This window comes from Ralstonia insidiosa, from assembly GCF_008801405.1.
In the GTDB taxonomy this organism is placed as follows: Bacteria; Pseudomonadota; Gammaproteobacteria; order Burkholderiales; family Burkholderiaceae; genus Ralstonia; species Ralstonia insidiosa.
In genome coordinates this window covers 505,339-530,069 of record NZ_VZPV01000001.1, presented here as the reverse complement: position 1 = coordinate 530,069, position 24,731 = coordinate 505,339, and the positions used below count along the sequence as shown (strand labels likewise).

The window sequence follows — 24,731 nt, the reverse complement described above, 5'->3', positions numbered from 1 at the left end:
GTGCTGCGCATTAAAGCACAGGGCTTGTGGCAAGGTACGTTGGGTGCACAATTGTGCGGCTGATTGACGCATCGCGGCACAGGAAACGGCGCGGTGCCCGCGTTTACACTTCTTCCCCATGCTTTCAACCCTGACGATTGCCGCACCGCTGCTGGACACATCCAGTCTACGCCGCCTGTTTTGGCTGCGATGGAGCCTGCTCGCCACCCAACTGATCCTGATGCTGCTGGCGCCGCAGGTGTTTGGCGTGCAACTGCCGGTGGTGCCGCTGCTTATGGTGATGGGCCTGCATGCGCTGTTCAACCTGGCCACGGGCCTGCGCATGCGCAGCGAGCGGCCGGTGCGCCATATCGAGATCACCATCCAGCTGCTGGTGGACCTCACCGCGCTCTCGGCCCTGCTGTACTTCACCGGTGGCGCGACCAACCCGTTCGTCTCGTTCTACCTGCCCGCGCTGGCCATTGCTGCCGCCATGCTGCCGATCGCGCACGTGGTCGGCCTGACGTTGTACGCGCTGGCCGCCTACAGCATGATGCTCGGCAACTACATCCCGCTGAACCTGCTGAACCAGGCTGATGCCGTGCCGTACCACCTGGCCGGCATGTGGATCGACTTCGTGGCCAGCAGCGCGATGATCGCCGGCTTTACCGCGCGCCTGTCCGCCGCACTGCGCGAGCGCGATGAGCAACTGACCGAAGCGCGCGAACGCCTGCTGCGCGACCAGCGCGTCGAAGCGCTGATGTCACAAGGCGCCAGCGTGGCGCACGAGATGGGTACGCCGCTGTCCACCGTGGCGGTCATCACCGGCGAGTTGCAGCACGATGCGAAGCAGCCCGATTCACCGCTCGCACCGTACCGCGAGGACCTGCGCGCCATCGAGCAGCAGCTCGAACTGTGCCGCGCCGCGCTCGCCCGGCTGCAGCGCAAGCCCAACGATGGCGCACCTGAACCGCTCGGCCAGTGGCTGCCGGAGTTCACACAGACCTGGCAATTGCGCCACCCCGATATCCGCCTGCACACGGAAAGTTCGCCGGCCGCGCAGGCGGTGGAATTGGACCCGGTCTACGTGGGCCAGATCCTGACCATCCTGCTCGACAACGCCGCGCGCAGCCAGCAACAGGCCAAGCGCGATCAGGTGCCGCTGCTGCTGACCGCCAAGATTGATGCCAACCCAGATGTGCTGCGTGAAGCCCCACCGCAAATTGTGCTGTCCATCGTCGACACGGGCCTTGGCCTGCCGGAAGACCTGCGCACATCGCTGGGCCGCACGCCGGTGCGCAGCAAGCATGGTGGCCACGGCATCGGCGTCTATCTGGCCGCGACCACGGCGCGTCGACTGGGCGGTACCGTGGTGCTGCGCCCCAACCCGCCGCAGGGCGCGATTGCCGAACTCCGGCTGCCCGTTGGTGGTCCGAAAGAAGAATCGGCCGCCCCCATCATCGGCGCGCCCACCCTATTCACATAAGAGCGACCGCTCCAACACGGCCCTTGCGGCCTGGAGATCCACATGCAACAACCCGCCCCCTTCCTGATCCTCGACGACGACGACGTCTTTGCGCAAACCTTGGCGCGCGCGCTCACGCGTCGCGGCTTTGCTCCACAGATCGCCCACACCGGTGGCGAGGCACTGTCGCTGGCACGGCAGACGCGCTTTGCCTACGTGACCGTCGACTTGCACCTGGCCACCAGCGACAAGGGCCTGATGCCCCACGGCGGTACGGACTCGGGCCTGCACTGGATCGCCCCACTGCGCCAAGCATTGCCCGACGCGCGCATGCTGATCCTGACGGGCTACGCGAGCATCGCGACTGCCGTGCAAGCGGTAAAGCTCGGCGCCGATGAATACCTCGCCAAACCCGCGAACGTCGATTCGATCCTGCTGGCGCTGCAGGTGGGGGTATCTGAAGCCGTGGCCGAACAGACCATGGAGAACCCCACACCGCTGTCGGTCGCGCGGCTGGAATGGGAGCACATCCAACGCGTGCTGGCCGAGCACGGCGGCAATATCTCCGCCACCGCGCGGGCGCTGAACATGCACCGGCGCACGCTGCAGCGCAAGCTGGGCAAGCGACCGGTCGCCAAATAAAAAGCGCGGGCGAGCGATATTGCGATCGTTTCGGAAAGACTGACGCCCCTGCTTCCATCGCCCCAACGCCAATGGCTGGGGTGTAAAGATGGAAACAGGGGCGTTTTCAAGCATCCGCACCAAACTCAATCAGTGCGTTTGCAGATGCGGCACGACTTACCTGCAGCACCACGCTTGGCAGTAGCTGCCATAACAGCCTGCGTGCGCAACCTGCGCGCCGAGCATGAGCGTGGCCAGCATGAGACCGGTGAAGACTTTTTTCATGAAAGTACTCCGTCAAATATCATGAAAGAAACGGACGGCGCTTTGAAGAAGCGCTGGTCTCCCTTTCAAGCTCCGCCCTCGCTTGCACAAACTGTGCATCTCGATTGTTTTTCGATGCCTCACACCAATCAATCGTGAGGCACAAAAAGCGATAAAGCACTGCGGTCCTGCCTATTGGCACCGCTCACTATCGGAAAAATCCGACGGGCACCGCACGAGAGCGCGTCAATGGCGCAATGGAAAACGGGCCGCATCGTTGAAGATGCGGCCCGTTTCTTTTGGTCTGCGCGGCTGGCTTTACAGCACGTAGCGCGACAGGTCTTCGTTGCCCGACAGCTCGCTCAGGCGCTCATCGACATACGCCGCGTCGATGGTCACCGTCTCGCCCGACGACTTGTGCGCGTGGAACGACAGGTCTTCGAGCAGGCGCTCCATCACCGTGTACAGGCGGCGCGCGCCGATGTTCTCAACCTTCTCGTTCACCGCGCAGGCGATCTCGGCCAGGCGGCGGATACCGTCATCCGCGAACACAAGGTCGACGCCTTCGGTCTTCATCAATGCCTGGTATTGCTTGGTCAGGCTCGCGTCCGTCTGCGTGAGAATCGCGCGGAAGTCGTCCACCGACAGCGAATCCAGTTCCACGCGAATCGGGAAGCGGCCCTGCAGCTCCGGAATCAGATCGCTCGGCTTGGACAGATGGAACGCGCCCGACGCGATGAACAGGATGTGGTCGGTCTTGATCATCCCGTACTTGGTGTTGACCGTGGTGCCTTCCACCAGCGGCAGAAGATCACGCTGCACGCCCTGACGCGACACCTCGCCGCCGCCGTATTCACTGCGGCTGGCGATCTTGTCGATCTCGTCCAGGAACACGATGCCGTTCTGCTCGACGTTGGCAACGGCCTTGTGCTTGAGCTCGTCTTCGTTCAGCAGCTTGGCCGCCTCTTCGTCGATCAGCAGCTTGAACGCCTCCGCCACCTTCATCTTGCGGCGATGCTTCTTGCCCTGGCCCAGCCCCGCGAACATCGAGCGGATCTGCTCGGTCATGTCTTCCATGCCCGGCGGGCCCATGATGTCCATGCTGGGGGTGCCGGCCGACACTTCGAGTTCGATCTCCTTGTCGTCGAGCTGGCCTTCACGCAGCTTCTTGCGGAACGCCTGGCGCGCGTTGGAATCCTTCTCTTCCGGCTGCGAAAAACCAATATCGCGCGGCGGCGGAATCAGCACGTCGAGCAGGCGGTCTTCCGCCGCGTCTTCGGCCTTGGCGCGCACCTTCTTCATCTCCGATTCGCGTGTCTGCTTGACAGCCATCTCGGCCAGGTCACGCACGATGGTGTCGACGTCACGGCCAACGTAGCCAACTTCGGTGAACTTGGTCGCTTCGATCTTGATGAAGGGCGCATCCGCCAACTTGGCCAGACGGCGGGCGATTTCGGTCTTGCCCACGCCGGTCGGTCCGATCATCAGGATGTTCTTGGGCGTGATCTCCTGGCGCAGGGGGTCACCCACCTGCTGACGGCGCCAGCGGTTGCGCAGGGCCACGGCCACGGCTTTCTTGGCCTTCTGCTGGCCGATGATGTGCTTGTCGAGTTCGGAAACGATTTCCGACGGCGTCATGGTTTCAGACATGGGAATCCTGTGCAGAGCGAGACCGCTTACTCGAGCGTCTCGATCACGAAATTGGTGTTGGTGTAGATGCAGAGTTCGCCGGCGATCTTCAGCGATTTCTCCACCACGTCGCGGGGGCTGAGGTCGGTGTTCTCCACCAGTGCCTTGGCCGCCGATTGCGCGTACGAACCGCCCGAGCCAATCGCCGCGATGCCGCCTTCCGGGTCCAGCACGTCACCGTTGCCGGTGATGATGAGGGTCGTTTCGCGATCCGCGACGATCAGCATCGCTTCGAGGTGACGCAGCGCACGGTCGGTGCGCCAGTCCTTGGCGAGATCAACGGCAGAGCGCAGCAGATTGCCCTGATGCTTCTGCAGCTTGGCTTCGAAGCGGTCGAGCAGCGAGAAGGCATCAGCGGTGGCGCCGGCAAAGCCGACCAGCACCTTGCCATCATAGATGGCGCGCACCTTGCGGGCGGTGCCCTTCATCACGATGTTGCCCAGCGTGACCTGGCCGTCGCCGCCGAGCGCGACTTGGTTGCCGCGCCGCACGCTGACGATGGTGGTGCCGTGATACTGTTCCATGCGCTTGTTCCTTGGGGTGCAGCCTGAGCCGGCCCACCGCGGGCCGGTCAAAGAGTTCCATACTTGACGCCAGCCCCCAGGATTTCAAGCCTGATTTCCGCAGCAGCGCACAGTTTTTGTGCGCGTCGCATCGCTTATCGGATCGTCAGTGCGTGACGTCGAAAGCGTAGGTGCGCTCATCCAGACGCGGCACCGCCGTGTAGCCCTTGCGGGCGGCCCACACGTTGATGTTGAAGTACAGCGGGATCACCCCGTAGTCGCGCATGCCAATTTCCGTGGCTTCCTGCAGCAGCTTCTCGCGCTTGAGGTCTTCGATGGTCTGCAGCGCCTCGGCCAGCTTGGCATCCAGCGCCGGATTGGAATAGCGCCCGCGGTTCGAGGCACCCCAGCCGCGCGCCGGGTCATAGGTTGCCAGCAGCGCCTTCAGGCTGGAGCTGGCTTCACCCGTATCCGCCCCCCAACCCGCCTGCAGGAACGAGAAGTCCAGCTTGTTGGCGCGCGTGAAGAACGTCGCCGATGGCATCGCCTCCACCTTGGTGGCAATCCCCACGCGCGAAAGCATCGAAGCGATCACCTGCGCGACGCGGTCGTCGTTCACGTAGCGGTTGTTGGTGGCGTGCAGCGTGATGGCAAAGCCGTCGGGATAACCCGCCTGGGCAAGTAGTTTCTTTGCGGCAGCAGGGTCCGCCGCTGGCGCCTTCAGGCTTGGCACATGGCCGAACAGGGCGCTGTTGACGAGTTGCCCGGTCGGCTCGGCAGCGCCTTCCATCACGCGGTCGACGATGGCCTGGCGCGAGATCGCCAGCGAAATCGCCTCGCGCACGCGCGCATCCTTGAGCGGATTCTTCGCCAGCGGTTTACCGGCCTTGTCGGTCACGAACGGCGACACGTCGCGGTTCGAATCCAGGTGCAGATACATCATGCGGAACACCGGCATCTTGAACACCGACACCGCCGGATCGCTCGACAGCTTCTTGATGTCGGAGGTCGGCACGTTTTCGATCACCTGCACATCGCCGGCCAGCAGTGCCGCCACGCGCGACGGATCGGCCGTCATGATGCGCAGCGTCACGCGCTCCCATTGCGGCTTCTTGCCCCAGTAGCCATCGAAGCGCGTCAGCTCCACACGATCGCCCTTGGCGAACGAGACAAACTTGTACGGCCCTGTGCCGATCAGCGCGCGGCCGTTGTTGAAATCTTCTGGGCCAGCTTTCTCGGCCGCCTTCTTCGACACGATGTAGATGGTCGACAGATCGTTCGGCACAAGCGGATACGGCCCGTTGGTGGTGATGCGCACGGTCAGCTTGTCGACCGCCGTCACCTCCTTGAAGCCGCGCGTGTAGATCGTGAATGGCGACGGGCTGTTCTTGATGGTGGCCGGGCGCGCCAGCGAGTAGACGACGTCGGCCGAGGTGAACTCGCTGCCGTCATGGAAATGCACGCCGGGGCGCAGCTTGATCTCCCACACCGTGTCGCTCACGGCCTTCCACGAGGTGGCGAGGCCGGGCTTCATACGCATCCTCTCGTCCTTGGCGATCAACGTCTCGAACATGTGCTCGGCAACGTTATCGTTGGGCGTGACGTTATGGAAATGTGGATCGAGCGAGGTGATGTCGCCCGACAGGCCAACCACCAGCGCGTTGGGCGGCGCAGCCTGCACGGCAAGCGGTGCGGCGGTAGTGAGAGACAGCGCAGCGACCAAACCCGCGGCACGCAGCAAACGCAGAACCGGCATGACGACTCCCCGATAGCTCGTTACTCAATCAATACATTCGCAAAACGTTCGGGGATTGTCAGGACCGGATGACGCCGGTGTCAACGTCGGTGAAGCAGGGGGTGTGCATGCTCAGTGGTGGTGCCCGCAATCGCAGTCGTCACCATGCTGGTGATCGTGGTCTTCGTCGTCATCCAAGTCGTCGTGATCATCGAAGGCCCAGGCGGGGAAGGGATCGGGCAGCACGGCCCATGCTGCAGGGCCGGCGGCCAGTTCCGCATCGGTCAGCAGGCACGTATCGAGCTGCGCGACGAGTGCGGCCTCGTCCAGATCGGTGCCGATGAAGACGAGCTCCTGACGGCGGTCGCCCCACGGCGCAGGCGCACCGTTGTCGTGCAGCTTGTCGATGATGTCGGCGCGGGCCTCGTCCTCATCGGGCCATTCAGCTTGATCCACCGCCGCCCACCATGCGCCGGCGCCACCGTGGCGCATCACGCCGCCAGCCTGGCCCCAGCTCCCGGCAGTGTCCATGCGCGACGCCAACCAGAAATACCCCTTCGAGCGCAGCACGCGGCCGCCACCGTCCGGACTGCGCAGCCACTCGGTGTGCATCAGGTCCCACAGGCGCTGCGGGTGAAACGGCACGCGGCGGCGATAGACGAAGCTGCGGATGCCGAGCGCTTCCGTCTCGGGCACGTGTTCGCCGCGCAGTTCGGCCAGCCAGGCGGGGGCGGCGGATGCCGCATCGAAATCGAAGCGGTGCGTATTCAGAATTTCGTCCAGCGGCACCTTGCCGAACGACGTCGGCACGATGCGCGCACGCGGGTTCAGCGAATGCAGGATGCCCGCCAGACGCGCGCGCTCGGCCTCGCTCACCAGGTCGACCTTGTTGAGCACGATCACGTCGCAAAACTCGACCTGTTCGATCAGCAGGTCAACCACGGTGCGGTCGTCGTCTTCGTCCCGAGCCTGACCGCGGTCTGCCAGGAAATCGGCAGCATCGTAGTCAGCCAGGAAGTGCTGGGCGTCGACCACCGTGACCATGGTGTCCAGGCGTGCGAGGTCGGACAGCACGTCGCCCTCGGCGTCTTCAAACGTGAAGGTCTCGGCGATCGGCAACGGCTCGGCCACGCCCGTCGATTCGATGAGCAGGTAGTCGAAGCGGTCTTCGCGAGCCAGACGCGCGATCTCGTCGAGCAGGTCTTCGCGCAGCGTGCAGCAGATGCAGCCGTTGGACAGCTCCACCATGCGCTCGTCGGTACGCGAAAGCTGGGCGCTGGTGGCCGTGCCGTCGCCCACGAGCTGCGCGTCGATGTTGACGTCCGACAGGTCATTGACGATCACGGCCACGCGCTTGCCCTCGCGGTTGGCGAGCACATGGTTGAGCAGCGTAGTCTTGCCGGCGCCCAGAAAGCCGGACAACACGGTAACGGGAAGCGGACGGGACATGATCGTGGCCCTAGTTTGTGGCTAAAAAAAGCAAACAGCCCGGTGGGTGACCGGGCTGCAAGATTCAAACGAATGCGTCAACCGAGTGCGACGCGCGCGTCAGTCACCCATCAACTTCTGACGCTTTTCGCGGCGCTCCTGCGCCTCCAGCGACAGGTTGGCGGTGGGGCGTGCAAGCAAGCGCGGAATGCCGATCGGCTCGCCGGTTTCGTCGCAGTAGCCGTAGTCGCCCTTCTCGATGCGGGCGATCGACTGCTCCACCTTCTTGAGCAGCTTGCGCTCGCGGTCACGCGTGCGCAATTCCAGCGCGTGCTCTTCCTCGATGGTCGCGCGGTCGGCCGGGTCCGGCACGACCACGGTCTCGCGCAGCTCGTTGACGGTTTGGCTGGCATTCTTCTCAATGTCAGCCTTCATTTGTTCGAGCCGGTCCTTGAAGAAGGCGAGCTGCGCCTCGTTCATGTAATCCTTTTCGCCCATCTTCAGGATTTCGGCTTCGGTGAGTAGTTTCTTGCTGCTCATGGTTGCTGCGGATGATCCTGGTAAATCGCGCGCCGTGTCGGCTGTCGCGTCGTCCTTGCGCGGGGATGCGTTGGACTCGTTCTGGCTAGCGGCGGACTTGCCGCCCCGCGCGCCTCCTGTTGCCTTGCCCGCAGCGGCGCCCCCTGCCGCTTTTTTTCGGGTGGCTGGCGCAGCCTGGGCTGCAGCCGACTCCGTATTGGACCGCAGGGCGCCGCCGTTGGCGCCGCGTCCATCCTTGTTCTTGGTCACCATCGCCTGCTCCTCCTACCGGACGTGCCTGGGACGACGTGCACTGAATCGACTTATTGTAGCCGAACGATCTTACCCGAACTATCGGAGAAACACGGACAGAAAATACGGCCCGGATTCTGCCTGAAAGCGCCGGACAAGGCCACCCAAAAGGAGGGGGGAAAGCGGCCCGAGGGAAACAAGCCCTAGGCCAGACAGTTCTCCAATCCTTTCAAAATTGTTTCGCGCGGCAGATCCACCCCGATGAAAACCATGCGATTGCTGGGCTTTTCACCATCCCACTTGCCGCCCACGTCGCTGCCCATGAGCTGGTGCACGCCCTGGAACACCACCTTGCGGTCGACACCTTCCATATAGAGCACGCCCTTGTAGCGCAGCAGCTTCTCGCCGTAGATGTTCAGCACGCCCGAGAGGAATTCCTCCAGTTTGGCGTAGTTGAACGGGCGGTCGCTACGGAAGACGAACGAGGCGATGCGATCCGTGTGGTGCGCGTGGCCGTGGTGATGGTGGTGACCGTGATGGTGGTCATGGTCATGACCGTGGTCACAGTCGGCCGAGCAGGCATGGTCGTGATCATGATCGTGGTTATGGTCATGATCATCTTCGCGCAGGAAGTCCGGGTCGATCTCCAGCTTGGCGTTCAGGTTGAAGCCGCGCAGATCGAAGATGGTGTCGATCGGCGTGTCGCCAAAATTGGCGGTGCGGATCGGGGCGCGCGGGTTCATGTGCAGCAGGCGGTGGCGCAGCGCGTCCACGTCCTCAGCCGGCACCAGATCGCTCTTGGTGATGAAGATGGCATCAGCAAAGCCCACTTGGCGTTGCGCCTCTTCCTGCTTGTCGAGTTGCATGTTGCCGTGCTTGGCGTCGACCAGCGTGATGACGGCGTCCAGCAGGTAGCGGCTGGCGATCTCGTCGTCCATGAAGAAGGTCTGCGCGACGGGGCCGGGGTTGGCCACGCCGGTGGTCTCGATGACCACGCGGTCGAACTGGATCTGGCCGTTGTCGTGGCGCGTGAGCAGGTCGGACAGGCCCGCCACAAGGTCGCCACGGATGGTGCAGCAGATGCAACCGTTGCTCATCTGCACGATCTGCTCGTTGCCGTCCTGCACGAGGATGTCGTTGTCGATGTTCTCTTCACCGAACTCGTTTTCGATCACGGCAATCTTCATGCCGTGCTGCTCGGTCAGGATGCGCTTGAGCAGCGTGGTCTTACCGCTACCGAGAAAGCCCGTCAGGATGGTGACCGGGATCATTTTGGACATGAGGCGTTTCCTGTCTGGTGATGGGCGGCTGGATGCGCGCAGTCGGCGCAGCAGCCCTTGATGGTGAGTTCAGCGTGGTCGGCCGCGAAACCGGCGGGCAGGGCGGCCTTCGGCATGGCCGGCGGTTCCGCCGTTTCCAGGCAGAAGTCGCGCCCGCATTGCGTGCAGTGGAAATGGCTGTGCGAACGGTGCGCGGCTTCACGCGCGGCGTCGTGCTCGGCCAGGCTGAAGCGGAAGACGCGATCGGCGCCGGCCGTCTTGTGGACGATGCCGCCGGCCACCAGCCAGTCGAGCACGCGGTAGACCGTCACGCGGTCGATGCCCGCGTCGTCCGGCAGCGCGTCGCACACCGCCTGGTGCGAGAGCGGCTCGTCGCCCTGCATCAGCACGGCCAGTACGCGCACGCGCGGCTCGGTCACGCGGCTGCCCAGGCTGCGCAGGCGTGTGCGGGCAGCCGCATCAGGCGAATCAGGTTGTGATGTGGCGAGATCGTCTCGCGGGGCCGGGGTGTTCATGCGCGGGATTGTCCCACGGCCGGAGGGGTGCTGCAATTGAGTTGCAACTGGGCGGCCTTGCACCGCCCAGGGTTTTTCAGCGTGTCAGGTGGCCAACACCAGGCACACCGGCGTCGGCACCTTGGCCACCACCACGGGCTGATCCAGCTTGCCGGTCTGCGGGTCAATGCGCAGCCGCAGGATCGTGTCGCCCTTCTGGCTGAGTGCGTAGAGGTGGTTGCCGTCGGCTGCCATCGTCATCGCACGCGGGAAGTGCAGGCCCTCGCTCCAGTACTGGCTGGCGGTGAGCTTGCCCGAGGTGTCGATACTGAAGGCGGCCACACTGTCGGCCAGCGGGTGATCCGACTTCAGCTTGCGATTGCTGGCATACAGGAAGCGCCCGGACGGGTGCAGCAGCACCTCGGCGCCGCTCTTCTGGCCGGTGTAGTCGGCGGGGGTGGTGGAGATGCGCTGGCGCTCCTCCAGTACGCGGCCGGTGTCCGCGTCATAACCGTGGCAGGCGACCGTGCCGTCCAGCTCGTTGATGACGTAGAGCAGCTTGCCCTGTGGATGCAGCGCCAGATGGCGCGGGCCGCTGCCGGGCTTGAGTTGCGCCCGGTCGCGCGGCGCCAGCTTGCCGCCCTCGATGGCGAACACGTTGATGCGGTCGGTGCCCAGGTCGGTGCCGATCACGTGCTTGCCCGCCGGATCGAACAGCATCATGTGCGCATGTGGCGCCTCCTGTTCAGGGCGTGGGCCGGCACCGGTGTCCTTGAAGATGCCCGACACGTCGCCCAGCTTGCCGTCCGCGCCGATCGGCAGGAGGTTGTACGCACCGCCGCTATAGATCGAAACCGCCAGATAGCGCCCGTCCGGCGACACCACCACGTGCGCCGGGTTCGTGCCCGACAGCGACAGGGGCTGCCGGTTGAGCAGCGTCAGCTTGCCGTCGTGCGGGTCGATGGCGTAGGCCTCGGCGCTGCCGTTGGGGCGGCCCTCGTAGACCTCGAGCTCGTTGATCGCGTACAGGAAGCGCTGATTCGGGTGCACCGCCAGGAACGACGGGTTGGCGCTTTCGACCACCTGCACCTGCGTCCACGCATCGCCGCGCGGGGCGAGCACGTAGATGCCACGTGCGGGCGGGCCACCGGCGGTACCACCTGGTGCGTTGAATGTGTAGGTGCCGACGTAGGCAAAGCGCGGCGGGCGCGCGGCGCCGGCGGGTTGTGCACCGGAGGCGGCAGGCTGCTCACTCGCCTGGGCCATCGCGGTTTTGGGAAGAGCGCCCATCAAGGGCAGGCTACCGGTCCACTGCATGAAGGTTCGACGATTTGGCGAATTGCGGTTAGGGCGATTGGTCATGGATAGGCTCCTCCTCACGCACGCACGGACATCGCGTGGTGGAAGATGTTGTTCGGATCATAACGGCGCTTGACGCGTTGCAGGAACGCATAGAGATCGCCATCGCCGTAATAGAGCTGCGGCCAGAACGGGTAGGCGAGCATGTCGACGTCTGGGTAGTTGATGTAGCAGCCCTCGTACCGGTCGCCGGGGTAGGGTGTGCCGCTGTGCGGCGCGGGCACGTCAGGAGCACCGTAGACATCGCGGTAGAAATCGCTGATCCAGCGCAGGTGGCCGGCGTCGTCGGCAGCGGATGTCCAGTACGTCTGGTACTGCAGCTTCATGATGGAAGCGCGCTGCGGCACGGCGGTATCGGCGATGCGCTCGGTCTTGTTGACGGCGCCGCCGTAGGAATCCACCTGTAGCAGCGATTGGCTCAAGTCCACGCCCGGGATGGTACGCGTGAGGTGCGTGTAGATGCGCTGCGCCTCGCGCGCCGTGAAGCCGCGCTTCATGTAAGCGGACTTGTACTTGCCGCGCTGGTTGGCGCCCGAGCCGTTCAGGTACTGCGTGGCGGTCAACCAGTCGTACTGCACGATGGTGTGCGGCTTGGAGCAGAGCAGTTGCCCCATGCCCGGCTTGTGCGCGGGGCCATAGCCGGGCGGATGACTCTTCACGGACGTGGGCGCGCAGGCCTGGAAGCGATCGAGAAAATCGTTGAGCACGGAAAGATCGCGGCACGTGCCATCGGGGTTGCAGAACTGCGTGAGCAGCACGATCTGTCCGGCCGATTTGTGCGTGAGCTTGAGCAGCGAGAACATGCCCCAGGTGTCGGGGTCCTTGCCGCGCGTCTCCCAGTATTCACCGTAGATGCGCAGCAATTCGGCAAAGCGCTGGGGCGTCATGCTGGCCCAGTCGAAGGCGACGGTGGCAAGCGCCACCTCCTGCGGCGCCTGGGGCAGCTTGGCGAACGTGTAGCCGGTGATGACACCAAAGGTGCCGCCGCCCGCGCCGCGGCATGCACGAAAGAGCTCGGGATCGCGCGTGGCATCAACGGTGCGGGCGGCCGCCTTGCCATCCTTGTCCACGGTGACGATGTCCAGGGCGGACAACCAGTCCACCGTCAGCCCCTGCAGCCGCGACAACAGCCCGTAACCGCCCCCGCAGATGTGCCCGCCCGCGCCCACCGAATAGCACGAGCCGCCGGGCAGCGTGACGTTGTGGCGCTTGTAGAGCTCGAGGTAGCCGTTCCAGTTCTGCGTGCCGGCGGGAATGTGCACCGAGCCGTCGGCACGTACATCGGGCGAGTCGAGCAGGCTCAGGTCGACGATCGTGCCGTCGGGGTTGTTGGAGACGAAATCTTCGTAGCAATGTCCGCCGCTGCGCACCGTCGGGCGCTGGCCCGCATTGACGATGCGCTGGATGGCGGGCACCACGTCGTCGGGCTTTTCAACAAGGGCGATGCGGCCGGCGGCCTGAGCCTCCGTCGCCGGCCAGCGCAGGTTGAAGCCGTGCTTGAGCGTGTTGTAGCGAGGGTCCTGGCGGGTCACATCCAGTGTCATCGACGACTCCCGGTGAGGGCGTTTGCGCAAGGGTTGCGCAAACGGAGTTGGATTCGGACGATGTCGTCCGGCGGTTCCAACTTAGTCGTTCGTGCGTCCGGGTTCCATCAGTCATTGCCGGCACAACGTGTGCGCCAGGTCGGCCAAGGCCGCCTCAGCGCACCAGATGGGCAAACCAGGCGAGCACCCGCGATGCCGTCGTCTCCCACAGCGGCCGCACCACCCAGCATGCCGCCGCCCACGCCAGCATCACCACAATCAGGTCGCAGCGCCCGCTCTTCCAGAGGTTCAGGGAATGGCGCCCCCAGATCCAGGGCACGCCCAGCGGATTGGGCCAATCGGCCAGCAAGTGCATCAGTCCGCCGCAGGCAAAGCCGAACAGCAGCGGCGCCCACAGGTGATCATGGCTCAGCGCTTGGTAAGACAGCACCAGTGCTGCAACCCAGCCGATGCCCCAGTGCGTGGCGGTACGGTGCGTGATCCAGAGCCGGCGGGCGCGGGTCCACCAGGCGACCTCCATCCAGTCAGGCGCCGTGCTGCCGGCAACCGCGGCGCAAAATGCCAGGATGCTTGCGAGGTGTTCGAGGGAAGTGTGGGAAGCCTGTGCGACAAAGGTGGCGGCGATCAAACCTGCCGCCCAACCCGTCGCATGATGTGCTGCGTTGGATGCCATCAACGTGATGCGGAAAACGAAGGGCCGCATCTTCGCAATGGCGGCTTGCCGGGACAAGCCAAAAATTGCGACAAATTGCTAGCCGATCTGCAGCAGCAAACCCTTGAGGTATTCGCCTTCCGGAAAGCTCGTCAGCAGCGGGTGATCCACGCCACCGGCCAGCCGGCGCTGAATGCGCGCCGTCACCTTGGCATCGGCCGCCGCACCGGCCACGATCTTCTGGAACAGGTCCGCATCGATCGCGCCTGAGCAGGAGTACGTGAACAGCAGACCGCCCGGGCGCAGCAACTGCATGCCGACCAGGTTGATCTCCTTGTACGCCCGCGCCGCACGATCGACCTGCTGGGCCGACGCCGCAAACTTGGGCGGGTCCAGCACGATCAGGTCGAACTGGCGGCCTTCCGCGCGGAAGTTGCGCAACGACTTGAAGACATCCGCATCGAGCCACTCGGCGCGCGCCGGATCGAAGCCGTTGAGGGCAACATTGCGCTCAGCCACCGCCAGTGCCTCGCCCGACGAGTCGATCGACACGACAGACTTCGCGCCACCCTTGAGCGCTGCCAGCGAGAATCCACCGGTATAGCAGAAGCAGTTGAGCACGTCGCGGTCTTTCGCCAGCGCGCCGACGAGCGCACGGTTGTCGCGCTGATCGACGTAGAAGCCGGTCTTGTGGCCCTCGCGCACATCCACGTAGTAGCGCACGCCGTGCTCGGTGGCGGAGAGGTCTTCTGGCGGTTCGGCGCCGGCCAGCACGCCGGTCATCTGCTCCAAGCCTTCGCGCTCTCGCACGCTCACGTCGGAGCGCTCGTACACGTTCGGGCAGCCGGTCTCCTTGATGAGCGCAGCGACGATGGCGTCCTTCCAGTGCTCCACGCCGGCGGCGCTGAACTGGCAGACGAGTTGCCCCGTTTCACCCGTGCCGTACTGGTCGACGATCAGGCCGGGCAGGCCATCGGCCTCGCCCATGATGAGGCGCACGGCATCAGTGTCGTGCACCCATGTACGACGGTACGCCACGGCGGTGGCGATGCGGCGCTTGAAGAACGCGTGATCGATGGGCTCCGCCTCATCGAACGACCACACGCGGGCGCGGATCTGCGAGACCGGGCTGAACGCGGCGCGCGCCAGGAACTGGCCATTGGCGGCACGCACGACCACGGTGGCGCCGGAGGCCGGCGGGCGGCCTTCCATGCGGTCGATGGCGTTGGCGAAAATCCACGGGTGCCGGCGCAGCAGCGAGCGCTCCTTGCCGGGCTTGAGAATCAGGGTTTGCATACGACTGGGAAATGAGTGCGCCCCTGTACAGGGACTGCGGAATCAGGGCGGCGCGTTACTTCTTCTTCGCGCGGGGATGCGCCTGATCGTAGATCTTGGCCAGGTGCTGAAAATCGAGCGAAGTATAAACCTGCGTGCTGGCGATGCTGGCGTGCCCGAGCAGTTCCTGCACGGCGCGCAAGTCACCGGACGATTGCAGCATATGCGTGGCAAACGAGTGCCGCAGCACGTGCGGGTGCACATCCGCCGGGACACCAGCCTCGATGGCGTTGCGCTTCATGCGCAGTTGAATCTGCCGCTGTGCAAGGCGCTTGCCGCGCGGCGACAGGAACAGCGCGTACGCATCCTCCGGCGCCGTATCAAGCTGCGCAGGCCTGGCCAGTTGCTCGCGCACCGCCAGCCACGCGGACAGCGCTTCGGCAGCCTTGGAGCCGACCGGCACGGTGCGGCGCTTGCTACCCTTGCCAAGCACCATCACCTCGCGTGCGTCGAGGTCCAACCAACTGGCGGACTCATACTCGCCGGCCTTCACGTGGCGCAGATCCAGGCTGACCAGTTCCGAGAGGCGCAGCCCGCACGAATAGAACAGCTCGTTGACGGCGCGATCGCGGATCGTCTCTGCGTCGTCGCCAGGCAGTTGCTCCATCAGCGCGACGGCGTGTTCGACGGACAGGGCTTTCGGTAACCGCTTCGGGCTCTTGGGCGCACGCACGCCGTCGACAGGGTTGGCCGTCACCGCCGCATCACGCAGCGCCATCCACTTGTACCAGCCACGCCACGCCGACAACGCCCGCGCAATGCTGCGGCCCGACAGACCGCTGCCGTGCAGTTGCGCCATCATGCGGCGGATGTGGTGCGTCTGGAGTTGTGTGAGATCGATACCGGCCGCGAGCTGCGCACCCAATCGCTGCAGTACGGCCAACTCATGGCCGTAGCTTGCCAGCGTGTGCGGCGAGAGTTGCCGCTCGAACTTCAACGCATCGAGATAGGCTGCAATCTGCGGATGCGGCGGCGCGGGTGCGTCGCGCGCATCGTCGTCACTCGCGTGATGGGCAGATTGCGGCATGCGGGGCGTGCGCTCAGTCGCGCAGGCGGTTGAGCGTGGCGGCAGCGAGTTCGCCGATCTGCGCGAGGTAGGTCGTGCCCATGCCGTCGTGGAAGCGACGCGCATCGGGGGAGCCCAGCACCAGCAGGCCGAAGGCGGGCGCTGCCGCCTGATCGGCATCACCACGTACAGGCACGCGCAGCGTAACGATGGCGACCGACTCGATCGTCTCAGCGGTCTCCAGCCAGCCGGCGGCTTCGAAGCCGGCATTGGCGCCACAGTACGGCGCGCGCAAGCCAGCCGCGAACAGGCGCACTTCCTCGCTCACGCCTTGCGCGACTTCCAAGTGCGCGAACTCTTCGCCCACCTGCCAGACGCGCAGTGCCACGGCCGGCACTTCGAAAATCTCGCGCAGACCATCCTGCACGGCGTACGGCAGCGCGTGCGTGTCGGCCTCGCCCAGCAGGCGCGTCGTCCACGCGTGCACGCGCTGCTGCGTGCGGTCGTTCTCGTTGCCGTGGCGCATCAGGTCCGACAGCTTGAGTTCGAGGTGCTTGTTCTTGTCGCGCAGGATTTCCATCTGGCGCTCCTGCAGCGACACGGCACGGTGGCTGTGCGGGCTCGTCAGTTGAATGGCGGCCAGCAATTCCGCGTGCTCTTCAAAGAAGGCCGGGTGCGCTTGCAGGTAGTTGGCGACGTCTTGTGCGTTCATCGTGGAGGTGCTCATCAGGCTGCGCCCAGTTTCTTCTTCAGCAGATCGTTCACTTGTGCGGGGTTGGCCTTGCCGCGCGTGGCCTTCATGGCCTGGCCGACCAGCGCGTTGAACGCCTTCTCCTTGCCCGCGCGGAATTCCTCAACCGACTTGGCGTTGGCCGCCAACACATCGTCGATGATCTTCTCCAGCTCGCCAGAGTCGGACGTCTGCTTGAGGTCCTTTGCCTCGATGATCGCGTCGGCGTCCCCTGCGTGCTCGCCAGCCCACATGGCGGGGAAGACGTCCTTCTTGGCGGTGTTGTTGCTGATCGTGCCGTCGGCAATGCGGGCGAGCAGCTTGGCCAGTTGCGCAGGCTTGACTGGCGCAGCGTCGATTTCCAGATCCGCACGGTTCAGGTTCGAGGCCAGCTCGCCCATGATCCAGTTGGCGGCCGCCTTGGCGTTGGCAGCGCCGGCATCCGCCACGACGGCTTCGAAGTACGCGGCGGTCGCCTTGGTGGCGGTCAGGATGCTGGCGTCGTACTTCGGCAGGCCATAGGCCGATTCAAAGCGCGCAGCCATCGCGGCCGGCAACTCGGGCAGCGAGGCGCGCACGCGCTCGACCCAGTCGTCGCCAATCACCAGCGGCAGCAGATCGGGGTCGGGGAAGTAGCGGTAATCCTGCGCGTCTTCCTTGCTGCGCATCGAGCGCGTTTCCTTGCGGTCCGGATCGTACAGGCGGGTTTCCTGCACCACGGTGCCGCCGTCTTCGATCAGCTCGATCTGGCGGCGCACTTCGTAGTTGATCGCCTCTTCCAGGAAACGGAACGAGTTCAGGTTCTTGATCTCGCAGCGCGTGCCGAACGGCGCGTCCGGGCCCGGACGCACGGACACGTTTGCATCGCAGCGGAAGCTACCTTCCTGCATGTTGCCGTCGCAGATGCCCAGCCACATCACCAGCGCGTGCAGGGCCTTGGCGTAGGCCACGGCTTCCGCAGCGCTGCGCATGTCGGGCTCGGTCACGATTTCCAAGAGCGGTGTGCCGGCGCGGTTCAGGTCGATGCCGGTCATGCCCGCGAAGTCTTCGTGCAGTGATTTGCCGGCGTCTTCTTCCAGGTGGGCACGCGTCAGTTGCACGGTCTTCTCATACCCGGGCTGGCCGTTCTTGCCTTCCACCTGGATGGTCAGCGTGCCGCCCTGCACCACCGGGATCTCGTACTGGCTGATCTGGTAGCCCTTGGGCAGATCGGGGTAGAAGTAATTCTTGCGCGCAAAGATGCTCTTGGGCGCGATCTTGGCGCCGATGGCCAGGCCGAACGTAATGGCGCGCTCAACGGCGCCCTTGTTCAGCACCGGCAGCACGCCCGGCAGCGCCAGATCCACCGGCGCGGCCTGCGTGTTGGGCTCAGCACCAAATGCGGTGGAGGCGCCGGAGAAAATCTTCGAGACCGTCGAGAGCTGCGTGTGCGTCTCGAGGCCGATCACCACTTCCCATTGCATGTTGCGTGTGTCCTGTCGATTGTTGTGGTGTGAATGTTGAGGTGTTGCGTGTATTTCTGCTCGGTGCGATCAGGGGTGCGGCGCATCCAGCCAGGCGGCGAGCTTCGCGAAAGCAGCCTCGCGTGCCGCCGGATCCCCACCCACGGTGACCGTGCCGTGACGCCGCCCATTCGGGATGCCGCTGCGCTCCGTAACCGGTGCCGTGCCATCAAAGCCATGATAGGCCCCGCCAAACGTCTCCAGCTCGAAGCGCGCCTGCGGCTGGCGGGCCAGCACCGCGGTCTGCAAGGACTGGCATCGGTCGGCGGGTGTCCAATCGTCATTGCCGCCGGCCAGCAGCAGCAACGGCGCGTTCAACTGGTACTTCGCACGCTGCAGTGCAGCGGCACAGCCCGGGTAAAACGCCACGGCGCGCTCCACGGCCGGCGTGTCGGCGGGCCAGGCGAGGCTCGCGTCCACGGTTTCCAGCACCGCCTGCGCACCGTTGGACCAGCCCAGCAGCACGATGCGGCGCGCATCCACGCCGGGCTGTGCGGCTACCCAGCGCATCGTCGCCAGAATGTCTGCGCGACGCACGGCACCGTTGATATCGCGTGCCGCAAACCGCTCGGTACAGATGCCGTGCGGTTTGCCGCGCGGGCCAAAACTGTCGGGCAACACCACCGCGTAACCACGCGCGCCCAGCCACTGCGCATAGCCGCGATAGCGCGTACCCAGCACCTTCGCATCCGTACCGGCCTGCGTGTACAAACCGCTGCAGCCGTGCAGCGCGATCACCACCGGCAAACCGGCCGCTGGCGCCTTGCCCGCAGGCGTGATCCCGGGTTTGACCCAGTACGCGGTCAGCGTCTGCGGCGCGTCTTCTGCGTCCTTCATGACCGCGCGCGGAATCTCCACTGTTTGCACCCCCAGCTCCGCGGCCGACGGCGCACGCGCGGCCGGCATGTCCGGCAGAGCGCCTTCCGCGTCGGGCGTCGGCTGGGCGAGCGCGTGCAGCGCCAGCAGGGCGCCCGCCAACACGGCCACCACCCGAAGCGATGCGCGCATCACCGGGCGCATTACCGGGCATTGCGGGCGCACTGGCCCGTTTGCGGGTCGAACATCACCGGCCAGGCTTCTTCGTAGATGCCGGGCGTGCAATGCGCTTCGCAGTTGGCGTGGGCCAGCGTCACGCGGCGCGGGTCCTGCCAGACCATCAGCGTGCAACTGCCATTGCGCTCGCGCAGTTCGATGCTCGGGCGGCGTTTGGTCTGCTGGAAGGTCGACAGATCAAACTGGCACGAACCGCGACGGCCAACCCACAACTGCCACTGCAACGCACTGACGTTGTTGTTGTCCACGGTCAGGGTTGCCTGCTCGCGGAAGCCGTCTTCCTCGGTCTGGCTGCAGTAGCCGTTGACGCTGATGGTGCGATCGGCAATCGGCGGCGGCCCAGACGGGCGACCAAAACCGGGAATGCCCGGCAGCGATGGCAACGGAATCGGCACGCAGGCCGCCAGCAGGACGGCGGCAAGCGCCAGCCCGAGTGCGTTGCGGATGCGGGGGTTCATTGCGATCGCCTCCGAGCGGATTGCGTTCATTTTGCCTTCGTGGTGTCGGCGACAGCCTGCATTCACGGACGTGCGCCTCGCCGCTGCGCGGGTCATGGGGCCCCCTGCGGTGCAGCGGTGGTCCGGGCGCTTGTGATCGTCGTCAGGCTGCCGGTTGGCGTGCGTGCCAATCGGTCGCCTGCTGGAACGCATGCGCGATCTGCAGCATGCGTGCCTCTTCAAAATAGTTGCCAATGATCTGCAAGCCAACCGGGAGACCGTTTGCGCCAAAACCGGCGGGCACACTCATGCCCGGCAGACCTGCCAGGCTGGTCGACAGCGTGAAGATGTCCTCCAGGTACATCTGCACCGGATCGTCGCTCTTCTCACCCAATTTCCACGCAACGGTCGGCGCCACGGGGCCCATGATCACGTCGCATTGCTGGAAGGCGTTCTGGAAATCCTGCGCGATGATGCGGCGGATCTTCTGCGCCTGCAGGTAGTACGCGTCGTAGTAGCCGTGCGACAGCACATAGGCGCCGACCAGGATGCGGCGCTTGACCTCCCAGCCGAAACCTTCGGCGCGGGACTTGCGGTACATGTCGGCCAGATCGCGATACTCAGCCGCACGGTGGCCGTAGCGCACGCCATCAAAGCGCGACAGGTTGGACGACGCCTCGGCCGGGGCGATCACGTAGTACGTCGGGATCGACAGCTCGGTCTTGGGCAGACTGATGTCGACCAGCGTGGCACCGAGCTTTTCCAGCTCGGCCAGCGCGGCACGCACGGTGGCGCGCACGTCGTCGGCCAGGCCTTCGCCAAAGTATTCCTTGGGCAGGCCGATGCGCAGGCCGGCCAGCGGGCGGGCCGCATTGGCACCACCCGCGGCGCCTTGCAGCGGCTGGCCCAGCAGGCGGGTGAAGTCTTCCACGTCACCGCCACGGCCGGGTTCCAGGCTGGTGGAATCACGCGGGTCAAAGCCGGCCATGGCGGACAGCAGCAGCGCGCAATCTTCGGCCGTACGCGCCATCGGGCCACCCTGGTCCAGCGACGAGGCGAAGGCGATCATGCCGTAGCGCGACACGCGCCCATACGTCGGCTTGATGCCGGTGATGCCCGAGAACGATGCCGGCTGGCGGATCGAGCCGCCGGTGTCTGTGCCGGTTGCCGCCGGCGCCAGATCGGCCGCCACGGCCGCCGCCGAGCCACCCGACGAGCCGCCCGGCACGTAGTCGACGTTCCACGGGTTCTTGACCGCGCCAAAGGCCGAGTTTTCGTTGGACGAGCCCATCGCAAACTCGTCCATGTTGGTCTTGCCCAGCGTCACCATGCCGGCGGCGCCCAGGCGCTCCACCACGGTAGCGTCAAACGGGCTGACGTAGTCGCCCAGCATCTTGGAGCCGGCCGTGGCGCGCCAGCCGCGCGTGACGAACACGTCCTTGTGCGCGATCGGCACGCCAGTCAGCGGCGCCGCATTGCCGGCAGCGATGCGTGCGTCGGCGGCCTGCGCCTGCGCGAGCGTGGCCTCGGCATCGACATGGGTGAAGGCGTTGAGGTGTGCCCCGGCGTCAATGCGCGCGAGGTAATGGCGCGCCAGTTCCACCGCCGAAACCTCCTTGGCGGCGAGTTGGGCAGACAGGGCTTTGATCGTGGATGCGGTCATCGAATACGTTCGGATGGGCTGCCGGCTGCAGCCGGCGTCGTCGAATGGAGTGGGGTCAAGCACAGCGCCGTAGCGCCGTTTACTCGATCACCTTGGGCACGAGGTACAGGCCGGCCTCGGTGGCCGGGGCGCATTGCTGGTAGTCGGCGCGGCGGTTGGCTTCGGTGACGGCATCTTCGCGCAGGCGCTGGGCCGGGGCCTGGATCAGCTCGATCGGGTGGGCCATCGGCTCGATGCCGGTGGTATCCACGGCCTGCATCTGCTCGACCAGGGTGAAGAACTGGTTGAGCTGGGTCAGGGTCTGCGCCGCCTCGCCATCGGAGACTTCAATGCGGGCGAGGTTGGCGATACGTTTGACGTCGGAGAGTTCGAGTGCCATCGGAGTGGATCAGTGAGTGCGGCAATCAGTAAAGGCGGGCGGGCAATGTGCGCAAGTGGCAGCCAAGCGACGGCTACTGCGCGCCAGGCTCGCTCAGGTTACGCCCGAGTTGTGCCGATTTGCCGCAAAATTGGAGGCAAACGCCCGCCGAATACCCGCAGAATGCCCGAATTATAAGGTATGATTGCCGACTAAATTTCTAAGTCAGCAGGCGACTTCGTGCAGCCACGGACCCTCTGATTAAGTGGCCGGGAACCTCCCGGCAACGCCGCCGTCAGCATCTGGCGACACTTAATCAAAGGTTCCTTGGGACCGCCCCCTCCGGGCGGCTCAGCCTCGGCAGGATGGCCAGTGCCACGGCACCCCACCGCCGACCACCACGGAGCCCGCGACATTCCCGGGAGCGCAGTAGCAGGATCGGACCGTATGGTAGCCATGCGACGTCCGCGTATCGGTGTAGCCATTGGCCGAGATTCTGCTGCTGAGCCGCCCATGACTCGAAAACAGGATTCATTCGATGTTCGGCTTTTTGCGCAGCTATTTCTCCAACGATCTCGCGATCGACCTCGGCACCGCCAACACCCTGATCTACGTCCGCGACAAGGGCATCGTCCTCGACGAGCCGTCGGTGGTGGCCATTCGCCAGGAAGGCGGCCCGAACGCCAAGAAGACCATCCAGGCAGTCGGCAAGGAAGCCAAGCAGATGCTGGGCAAGGTGCCGGGCAATATTGAAGCGATCCGCCCGATGAAAGACGGTGTGATCGCCGACTTCACCGTCACCGAGCAGATGCTCAAGCAGTTCATCAAGATGGTGCACGACACCAAGCTGCTGCGTCCGAGCCCGCGCATCATCATCTGCGTGCCGTGCGGTTCGACCCAGGTCGAGCGCCGCGCCATCCGTGAATCGGCGCTGGGCGCCGGTGCTTCCCAGGTCTATCTGATTGAAGAGCCGATGGCCGCTGCGATTGGCGCCGGCCTGCCGGTGTCGGAGCCGTCGGGCTCGATGGTGGTGGACATTGGCGGCGGCACCACCGAGGTGGGCATCATCTCGCTGGGCGGCATGGTCTACAAGGGCAGCGTGCGCGTGGGCGGTGACAAGTTCGACGAGGCCATCGTCAACTACATCCGCCGCAACTACGGCATGCTGATCGGCGAACAGACCGCCGAAGCCATCAAGAAGGAAATCGGCTCGGCCTTCCCGGGCTCCGAAGTGCGCGAGATGGAAGTGAAAGGCCGCAACCTGTCGGAAGGGATTCCGCGCGCCTTCACGGTGTCGTCCAACGAAATCCTGGAAGCGCTGACGGACCCGCTGAACCAGATCGTGTCGTCGGTGAAGATCGCGCTGGAACAAACCCCGCCGGAACTGGGCGCCGACATCGCCGAGCGCGGCATGATGCTCACGGGTGGCGGCGCGCTGCTGCGCGACCTGGACCGCCTGCTGGCCGAAGAAACCGGCCTGCCGGTGCTGGTGGCCGAAGACCCGCTGACCTGCGTGGTGCGCGGCTCGGGCATGGCGCTGGAGCGCATGGACAAGCTCGGCAGCATCTTCTCGTACGAATAACGGGATCATGCACCGCTCGCATCCGGCGCATTTCGCCATGCCTGTCTTCCTGGCCGCACCAGCGGCCGTGGCGGGCCGCTGAGATGCGTCCCGCGCCGGTGCGCCGTGCTCCGCCCACCCCGGGCCCAGGCACCGCACCGACGCCACACCTAATCCGTTACCGGCAGGCCGCTGACGTTATTCGTTACGCGCCTGCCGTGTGCATCTGAAGCGTCCGGGTCATGGATTACTCCCCGCCGCCCCTCTTCAAGCAGGGCCCGTCCGCCACCGCGCGGCTGGTTGCCTTGCTCGCGCTCGCGCTTGCGCTGCTGGTGATCGATGCCCGCATGTCGGTGCTGGGCGTGGTCCGGCAGGTTGTGTCGGTCGTGCTGTATCCCGTCGAGCGCCTGGTGCTGATTCCGCGCGACACGGTGCGTGCCGCGCTGGATTACACACAGTCGTCCACCAAGCTCGCCACCGATAACCGCAACCTGCGTGAATCGGCCGTCGCCCAGGCCCAGCAATCGCTGCGTGCCTCACAGCTCGAAGCCGAGAACCGCAACCTGCGCACGCTGCTCAACCTGAAACAGCACGCCGCCATCCCCACCATTGGGGCGGAAGTCCTCTACGAAGCGCGTGACCCCTACACCCAGCGTATCGTCATTGACCGTGGCTCGAAGGACGGCGTGCGCGCCGGCTACCCGGTCATTGATGATCGCGGCGTGGTCGGCCAGGTGACGCGGGTGTCGCTGTTCGAATCGCAGGTGACGCTGTTGACCGACAAGGATCAGGCGATCCCCGTGGAAGTCGTGCGCAACGGCCTGCGCAGCGTGGCGTTTGGCGGTGCCCGCCCGGGTGCGCTGGACTTGCGCTTCATGGCTGCCTCGGCCGATCTGCAGCAGGGCGACCTGCTGGTGACCTCCGGGCTGGACGGCGTGTATCCGGCGGGCCTGCCAGTGGCGCGCATCGCGCAGATCGAGCGCAAGGCGGACACCGCGTTCTCGCGCGTGATCTGCGAGCCAGTGGCTGGCATCCGCAGCAACCGGCACCTGTTGATTGTGAAGTACGAGTCGGGCTTCCCGCCGCCGATCGATGTGGCGCCCGCACCGGCCGCCAAGGGCAAGAACGCTGCCCGCGACGCCCGCGAAGAGAAGGACCGGGCCGCGCGCGCTGCCGCCGAAGCCAACGTACCTGCGCCCGCACCTGCCGCCGAAGACAACACCCCGCCGCCGCGCCCGACCGACGCTGACGGCAATCCGCTGGACACGGCTGATCCAGCGGCCAAACGCTAAGCGAGGCATC

Annotated in this window: 23 protein-coding genes; 5 read left to right on the top strand and 18 right to left on the bottom strand. The window is 65.2% G+C overall.

Annotation, left to right across the window (positions count from 1 at the left end):
* Positions 1-118: 118 nt before the first annotated feature.
* From F7R11_RS02540 to F7R11_RS02530, 3 genes are all read left to right on the top strand, one after another.
* Positions 119-1,465 carry an ATP-binding protein gene (locus F7R11_RS02540; protein WP_021196934.1) on the top strand — a complete coding sequence of 449 codons (1,347 nt, stop codon included), beginning with the start codon at positions 119-121 and terminating at the stop codon, positions 1,463-1,465.
* Between the two features lie 42 nt (positions 1,466-1,507).
* Entirely contained in the window at positions 1,508-2,086 is a 579-nt protein-coding gene (locus tag F7R11_RS02535) for a response regulator transcription factor (RefSeq protein ID WP_021196935.1), read from the top strand.
* 174 nt (positions 2,087-2,260) lie between these two features.
* Positions 2,261-2,488, top strand: a complete 228-nt coding sequence (locus F7R11_RS02530; RefSeq protein WP_151180499.1) for a hypothetical protein — start codon at positions 2,261-2,263, stop codon at positions 2,486-2,488.
* A gap of 159 nt (positions 2,489-2,647) precedes the next feature.
* On the opposite strand, the gene hslU is transcribed toward F7R11_RS02530, so the two are convergent.
* The 18 genes from hslU to gatC all read right to left on the bottom strand — a co-directional run bounded on the left by hslU (position 2,648) and on the right by gatC (position 21,889).
* Positions 2,648-3,979: an ATP-dependent protease ATPase subunit HslU gene (gene hslU, locus F7R11_RS02525; protein ID WP_021196937.1), complete on the bottom strand. Its 1,332-nt coding sequence runs from the start codon at positions 3,977-3,979 to the stop codon at positions 2,648-2,650.
* Positions 3,980-4,005: 26 nt separating this feature from the next.
* A complete protein-coding gene (gene hslV / locus F7R11_RS02520; protein WP_064806025.1) occupies positions 4,006-4,542 on the bottom strand; it encodes an ATP-dependent protease subunit HslV in 537 nt (178 codons plus the stop codon).
* Positions 4,543-4,687: 145 nt separating this feature from the next.
* The gene (locus F7R11_RS02515) at positions 4,688-6,277 is read right to left on the bottom strand and encodes an ABC transporter substrate-binding protein (protein WP_064806023.1); all 1,590 of its coding nucleotides are present in this window, start codon (positions 6,275-6,277) and stop codon (positions 4,688-4,690) included.
* Between the two features lie 111 nt (positions 6,278-6,388).
* Positions 6,389-7,705 (bottom strand): zinc metallochaperone GTPase ZigA, encoded by a 1,317-nt coding sequence (gene zigA / locus F7R11_RS02510; protein ID WP_064806021.1) that lies wholly within the window; start codon positions 7,703-7,705, stop codon positions 6,389-6,391.
* Between the two features lie 99 nt (positions 7,706-7,804).
* Positions 7,805-8,224 carry an RNA polymerase-binding protein DksA gene (dksA, locus tag F7R11_RS02505; RefSeq protein ID WP_031330009.1) on the bottom strand — a complete coding sequence of 140 codons (420 nt, stop codon included), beginning with the start codon at positions 8,222-8,224 and terminating at the stop codon, positions 7,805-7,807.
* A 434-nt stretch (positions 8,225-8,658) separates the two neighbouring features.
* The gene (locus F7R11_RS02500) at positions 8,659-9,735 is read right to left on the bottom strand and encodes a CobW family GTP-binding protein (RefSeq protein ID WP_064806019.1); all 1,077 of its coding nucleotides are present in this window, start codon (positions 9,733-9,735) and stop codon (positions 8,659-8,661) included.
* Positions 9,723-10,250 (bottom strand): Fur family transcriptional regulator, encoded by a 528-nt coding sequence (locus F7R11_RS02495; RefSeq protein WP_064806017.1) that lies wholly within the window; start codon positions 10,248-10,250, stop codon positions 9,723-9,725. The genes F7R11_RS02500 and F7R11_RS02495 overlap by 13 nt, the downstream gene beginning before the upstream one ends.
* Before the next feature lie 84 nt (positions 10,251-10,334).
* The gene (locus F7R11_RS02490; protein ID WP_064806015.1) at positions 10,335-11,591 is read right to left on the bottom strand and encodes a lactonase family protein; all 1,257 of its coding nucleotides are present in this window, start codon (positions 11,589-11,591) and stop codon (positions 10,335-10,337) included.
* A 14-nt stretch (positions 11,592-11,605) separates the two neighbouring features.
* Positions 11,606-13,132 carry an FAD-binding oxidoreductase gene (locus F7R11_RS02485; RefSeq protein ID WP_064806013.1) on the bottom strand — a complete coding sequence of 509 codons (1,527 nt, stop codon included), beginning with the start codon at positions 13,130-13,132 and terminating at the stop codon, positions 11,606-11,608.
* Positions 13,133-13,286: 154 nt separating this feature from the next.
* Positions 13,287-13,805: a metal-dependent hydrolase gene (locus tag F7R11_RS02480; RefSeq protein ID WP_064806519.1), complete on the bottom strand. Its 519-nt coding sequence runs from the start codon at positions 13,803-13,805 to the stop codon at positions 13,287-13,289.
* Between the two features lie 78 nt (positions 13,806-13,883).
* Positions 13,884-15,080 (bottom strand): class I SAM-dependent rRNA methyltransferase, encoded by a 1,197-nt coding sequence (locus tag F7R11_RS02475; protein ID WP_064806011.1) that lies wholly within the window; start codon positions 15,078-15,080, stop codon positions 13,884-13,886.
* A 55-nt stretch (positions 15,081-15,135) separates the two neighbouring features.
* Positions 15,136-16,146, bottom strand: a complete 1,011-nt coding sequence (xerC, locus tag F7R11_RS02470) for a tyrosine recombinase XerC (protein WP_064806009.1) — start codon at positions 16,144-16,146, stop codon at positions 15,136-15,138.
* Positions 16,147-16,159: 13 nt separating this feature from the next.
* The gene (locus F7R11_RS02465) at positions 16,160-16,837 is read right to left on the bottom strand and encodes a DUF484 family protein (RefSeq protein ID WP_048934358.1); all 678 of its coding nucleotides are present in this window, start codon (positions 16,835-16,837) and stop codon (positions 16,160-16,162) included.
* Positions 16,838-16,851: 14 nt separating this feature from the next.
* A complete protein-coding gene (gene gatB / locus F7R11_RS02460; protein ID WP_064806006.1) occupies positions 16,852-18,318 on the bottom strand; it encodes an Asp-tRNA(Asn)/Glu-tRNA(Gln) amidotransferase subunit GatB in 1,467 nt (488 codons plus the stop codon).
* Positions 18,319-18,387: 69 nt separating this feature from the next.
* Complete coding sequence (locus F7R11_RS02455) at positions 18,388-19,365, bottom strand: dienelactone hydrolase family protein (protein WP_064806511.1); 978 nt, start codon at positions 19,363-19,365, stop codon at positions 18,388-18,390.
* 11 nt (positions 19,366-19,376) lie between these two features.
* The gene (locus tag F7R11_RS02450) at positions 19,377-19,868 is read right to left on the bottom strand and encodes a hypothetical protein (RefSeq protein ID WP_064806004.1); all 492 of its coding nucleotides are present in this window, start codon (positions 19,866-19,868) and stop codon (positions 19,377-19,379) included.
* Positions 19,869-20,010: 142 nt separating this feature from the next.
* A complete protein-coding gene (gatA, locus tag F7R11_RS02445; RefSeq protein ID WP_064806003.1) occupies positions 20,011-21,510 on the bottom strand; it encodes an Asp-tRNA(Asn)/Glu-tRNA(Gln) amidotransferase subunit GatA in 1,500 nt (499 codons plus the stop codon).
* A gap of 79 nt (positions 21,511-21,589) precedes the next feature.
* Positions 21,590-21,889, bottom strand: coding sequence for an Asp-tRNA(Asn)/Glu-tRNA(Gln) amidotransferase subunit GatC (gene gatC / locus F7R11_RS02440; protein WP_064806002.1), 300 nt, complete (start codon positions 21,887-21,889; stop codon positions 21,590-21,592).
* Between the two features lie 517 nt (positions 21,890-22,406).
* On the opposite strand from gatC, the gene F7R11_RS02435 reads away from it, so the two are divergent.
* Both F7R11_RS02435 and mreC read left to right on the top strand, forming a co-directional pair.
* Complete coding sequence (locus tag F7R11_RS02435; protein WP_004628293.1) at positions 22,407-23,450, top strand: rod shape-determining protein; 1,044 nt, start codon at positions 22,407-22,409, stop codon at positions 23,448-23,450.
* Between the two features lie 221 nt (positions 23,451-23,671).
* Positions 23,672-24,721, top strand: coding sequence for a rod shape-determining protein MreC (mreC, locus tag F7R11_RS02430; RefSeq protein WP_064806001.1), 1,050 nt, complete (start codon positions 23,672-23,674; stop codon positions 24,719-24,721).
* The last annotated feature ends 10 nt before the right edge of the window (positions 24,722-24,731 follow it).

Excerpts from the sequence above, each read along its gene's own strand:
- F7R11_RS02540 (WP_021196934.1), top strand. The coding sequence starts at position 119 with ATGCTTTCAACCCTGACGATTGCCGCACCGCTGCTGGACACATCCAGT.
- F7R11_RS02535 (WP_021196935.1), top strand. The coding sequence starts at position 1,508 with ATGCAACAACCCGCCCCCTTCCTGATCCTCGACGACGACGACGTCTTT.
- hslU (WP_021196937.1), bottom strand. The coding sequence starts at position 3,979 with ATGTCTGAAACCATGACGCCGTCGGAAATCGTTTCCGAACTCGACAAG.
- hslV (WP_064806025.1), bottom strand. The coding sequence starts at position 4,542 with ATGGAACAGTATCACGGCACCACCATCGTCAGCGTGCGGCGCGGCAAC.
- F7R11_RS02515 (WP_064806023.1), bottom strand. The coding sequence starts at position 6,277 with ATGCCGGTTCTGCGTTTGCTGCGTGCCGCGGGTTTGGTCGCTGCGCTG.
- zigA (WP_064806021.1), bottom strand. The coding sequence starts at position 7,705 with ATGTCCCGTCCGCTTCCCGTTACCGTGTTGTCCGGCTTTCTGGGCGCC.
- dksA (WP_031330009.1), bottom strand. The coding sequence starts at position 8,224 with ATGAGCAGCAAGAAACTACTCACCGAAGCCGAAATCCTGAAGATGGGC.
- F7R11_RS02500 (WP_064806019.1), bottom strand. The coding sequence starts at position 9,735 with ATGTCCAAAATGATCCCGGTCACCATCCTGACGGGCTTTCTCGGTAGC.
- F7R11_RS02495 (WP_064806017.1), bottom strand. The coding sequence starts at position 10,250 with ATGAACACCCCGGCCCCGCGAGACGATCTCGCCACATCACAACCTGAT.
- F7R11_RS02490 (WP_064806015.1), bottom strand. The coding sequence starts at position 11,591 with ATGACCAATCGCCCTAACCGCAATTCGCCAAATCGTCGAACCTTCATG.
- F7R11_RS02485 (WP_064806013.1), bottom strand. The coding sequence starts at position 13,132 with ATGACACTGGATGTGACCCGCCAGGACCCTCGCTACAACACGCTCAAG.
- F7R11_RS02480 (WP_064806519.1), bottom strand. The coding sequence starts at position 13,805 with ATGGCATCCAACGCAGCACATCATGCGACGGGTTGGGCGGCAGGTTTG.
- F7R11_RS02475 (WP_064806011.1), bottom strand. The coding sequence starts at position 15,080 with ATGCAAACCCTGATTCTCAAGCCCGGCAAGGAGCGCTCGCTGCTGCGC.
- xerC (WP_064806009.1), bottom strand. The coding sequence starts at position 16,146 with ATGCCGCAATCTGCCCATCACGCGAGTGACGACGATGCGCGCGACGCA.
- F7R11_RS02465 (WP_048934358.1), bottom strand. The coding sequence starts at position 16,837 with ATGAACGCACAAGACGTCGCCAACTACCTGCAAGCGCACCCGGCCTTC.
- gatB (WP_064806006.1), bottom strand. The coding sequence starts at position 18,318 with ATGCAATGGGAAGTGGTGATCGGCCTCGAGACGCACACGCAGCTCTCG.
- F7R11_RS02455 (WP_064806511.1), bottom strand. The coding sequence starts at position 19,365 with ATGCGCGCATCGCTTCGGGTGGTGGCCGTGTTGGCGGGCGCCCTGCTG.
- F7R11_RS02450 (WP_064806004.1), bottom strand. The coding sequence starts at position 19,868 with ATGAACCCCCGCATCCGCAACGCACTCGGGCTGGCGCTTGCCGCCGTC.
- gatA (WP_064806003.1), bottom strand. The coding sequence starts at position 21,510 with ATGACCGCATCCACGATCAAAGCCCTGTCTGCCCAACTCGCCGCCAAG.
- gatC (WP_064806002.1), bottom strand. The coding sequence starts at position 21,889 with ATGGCACTCGAACTCTCCGACGTCAAACGTATCGCCAACCTCGCCCGC.
- F7R11_RS02435 (WP_004628293.1), top strand. The coding sequence starts at position 22,407 with ATGTTCGGCTTTTTGCGCAGCTATTTCTCCAACGATCTCGCGATCGAC.
- mreC (WP_064806001.1), top strand. The coding sequence starts at position 23,672 with ATGGATTACTCCCCGCCGCCCCTCTTCAAGCAGGGCCCGTCCGCCACC.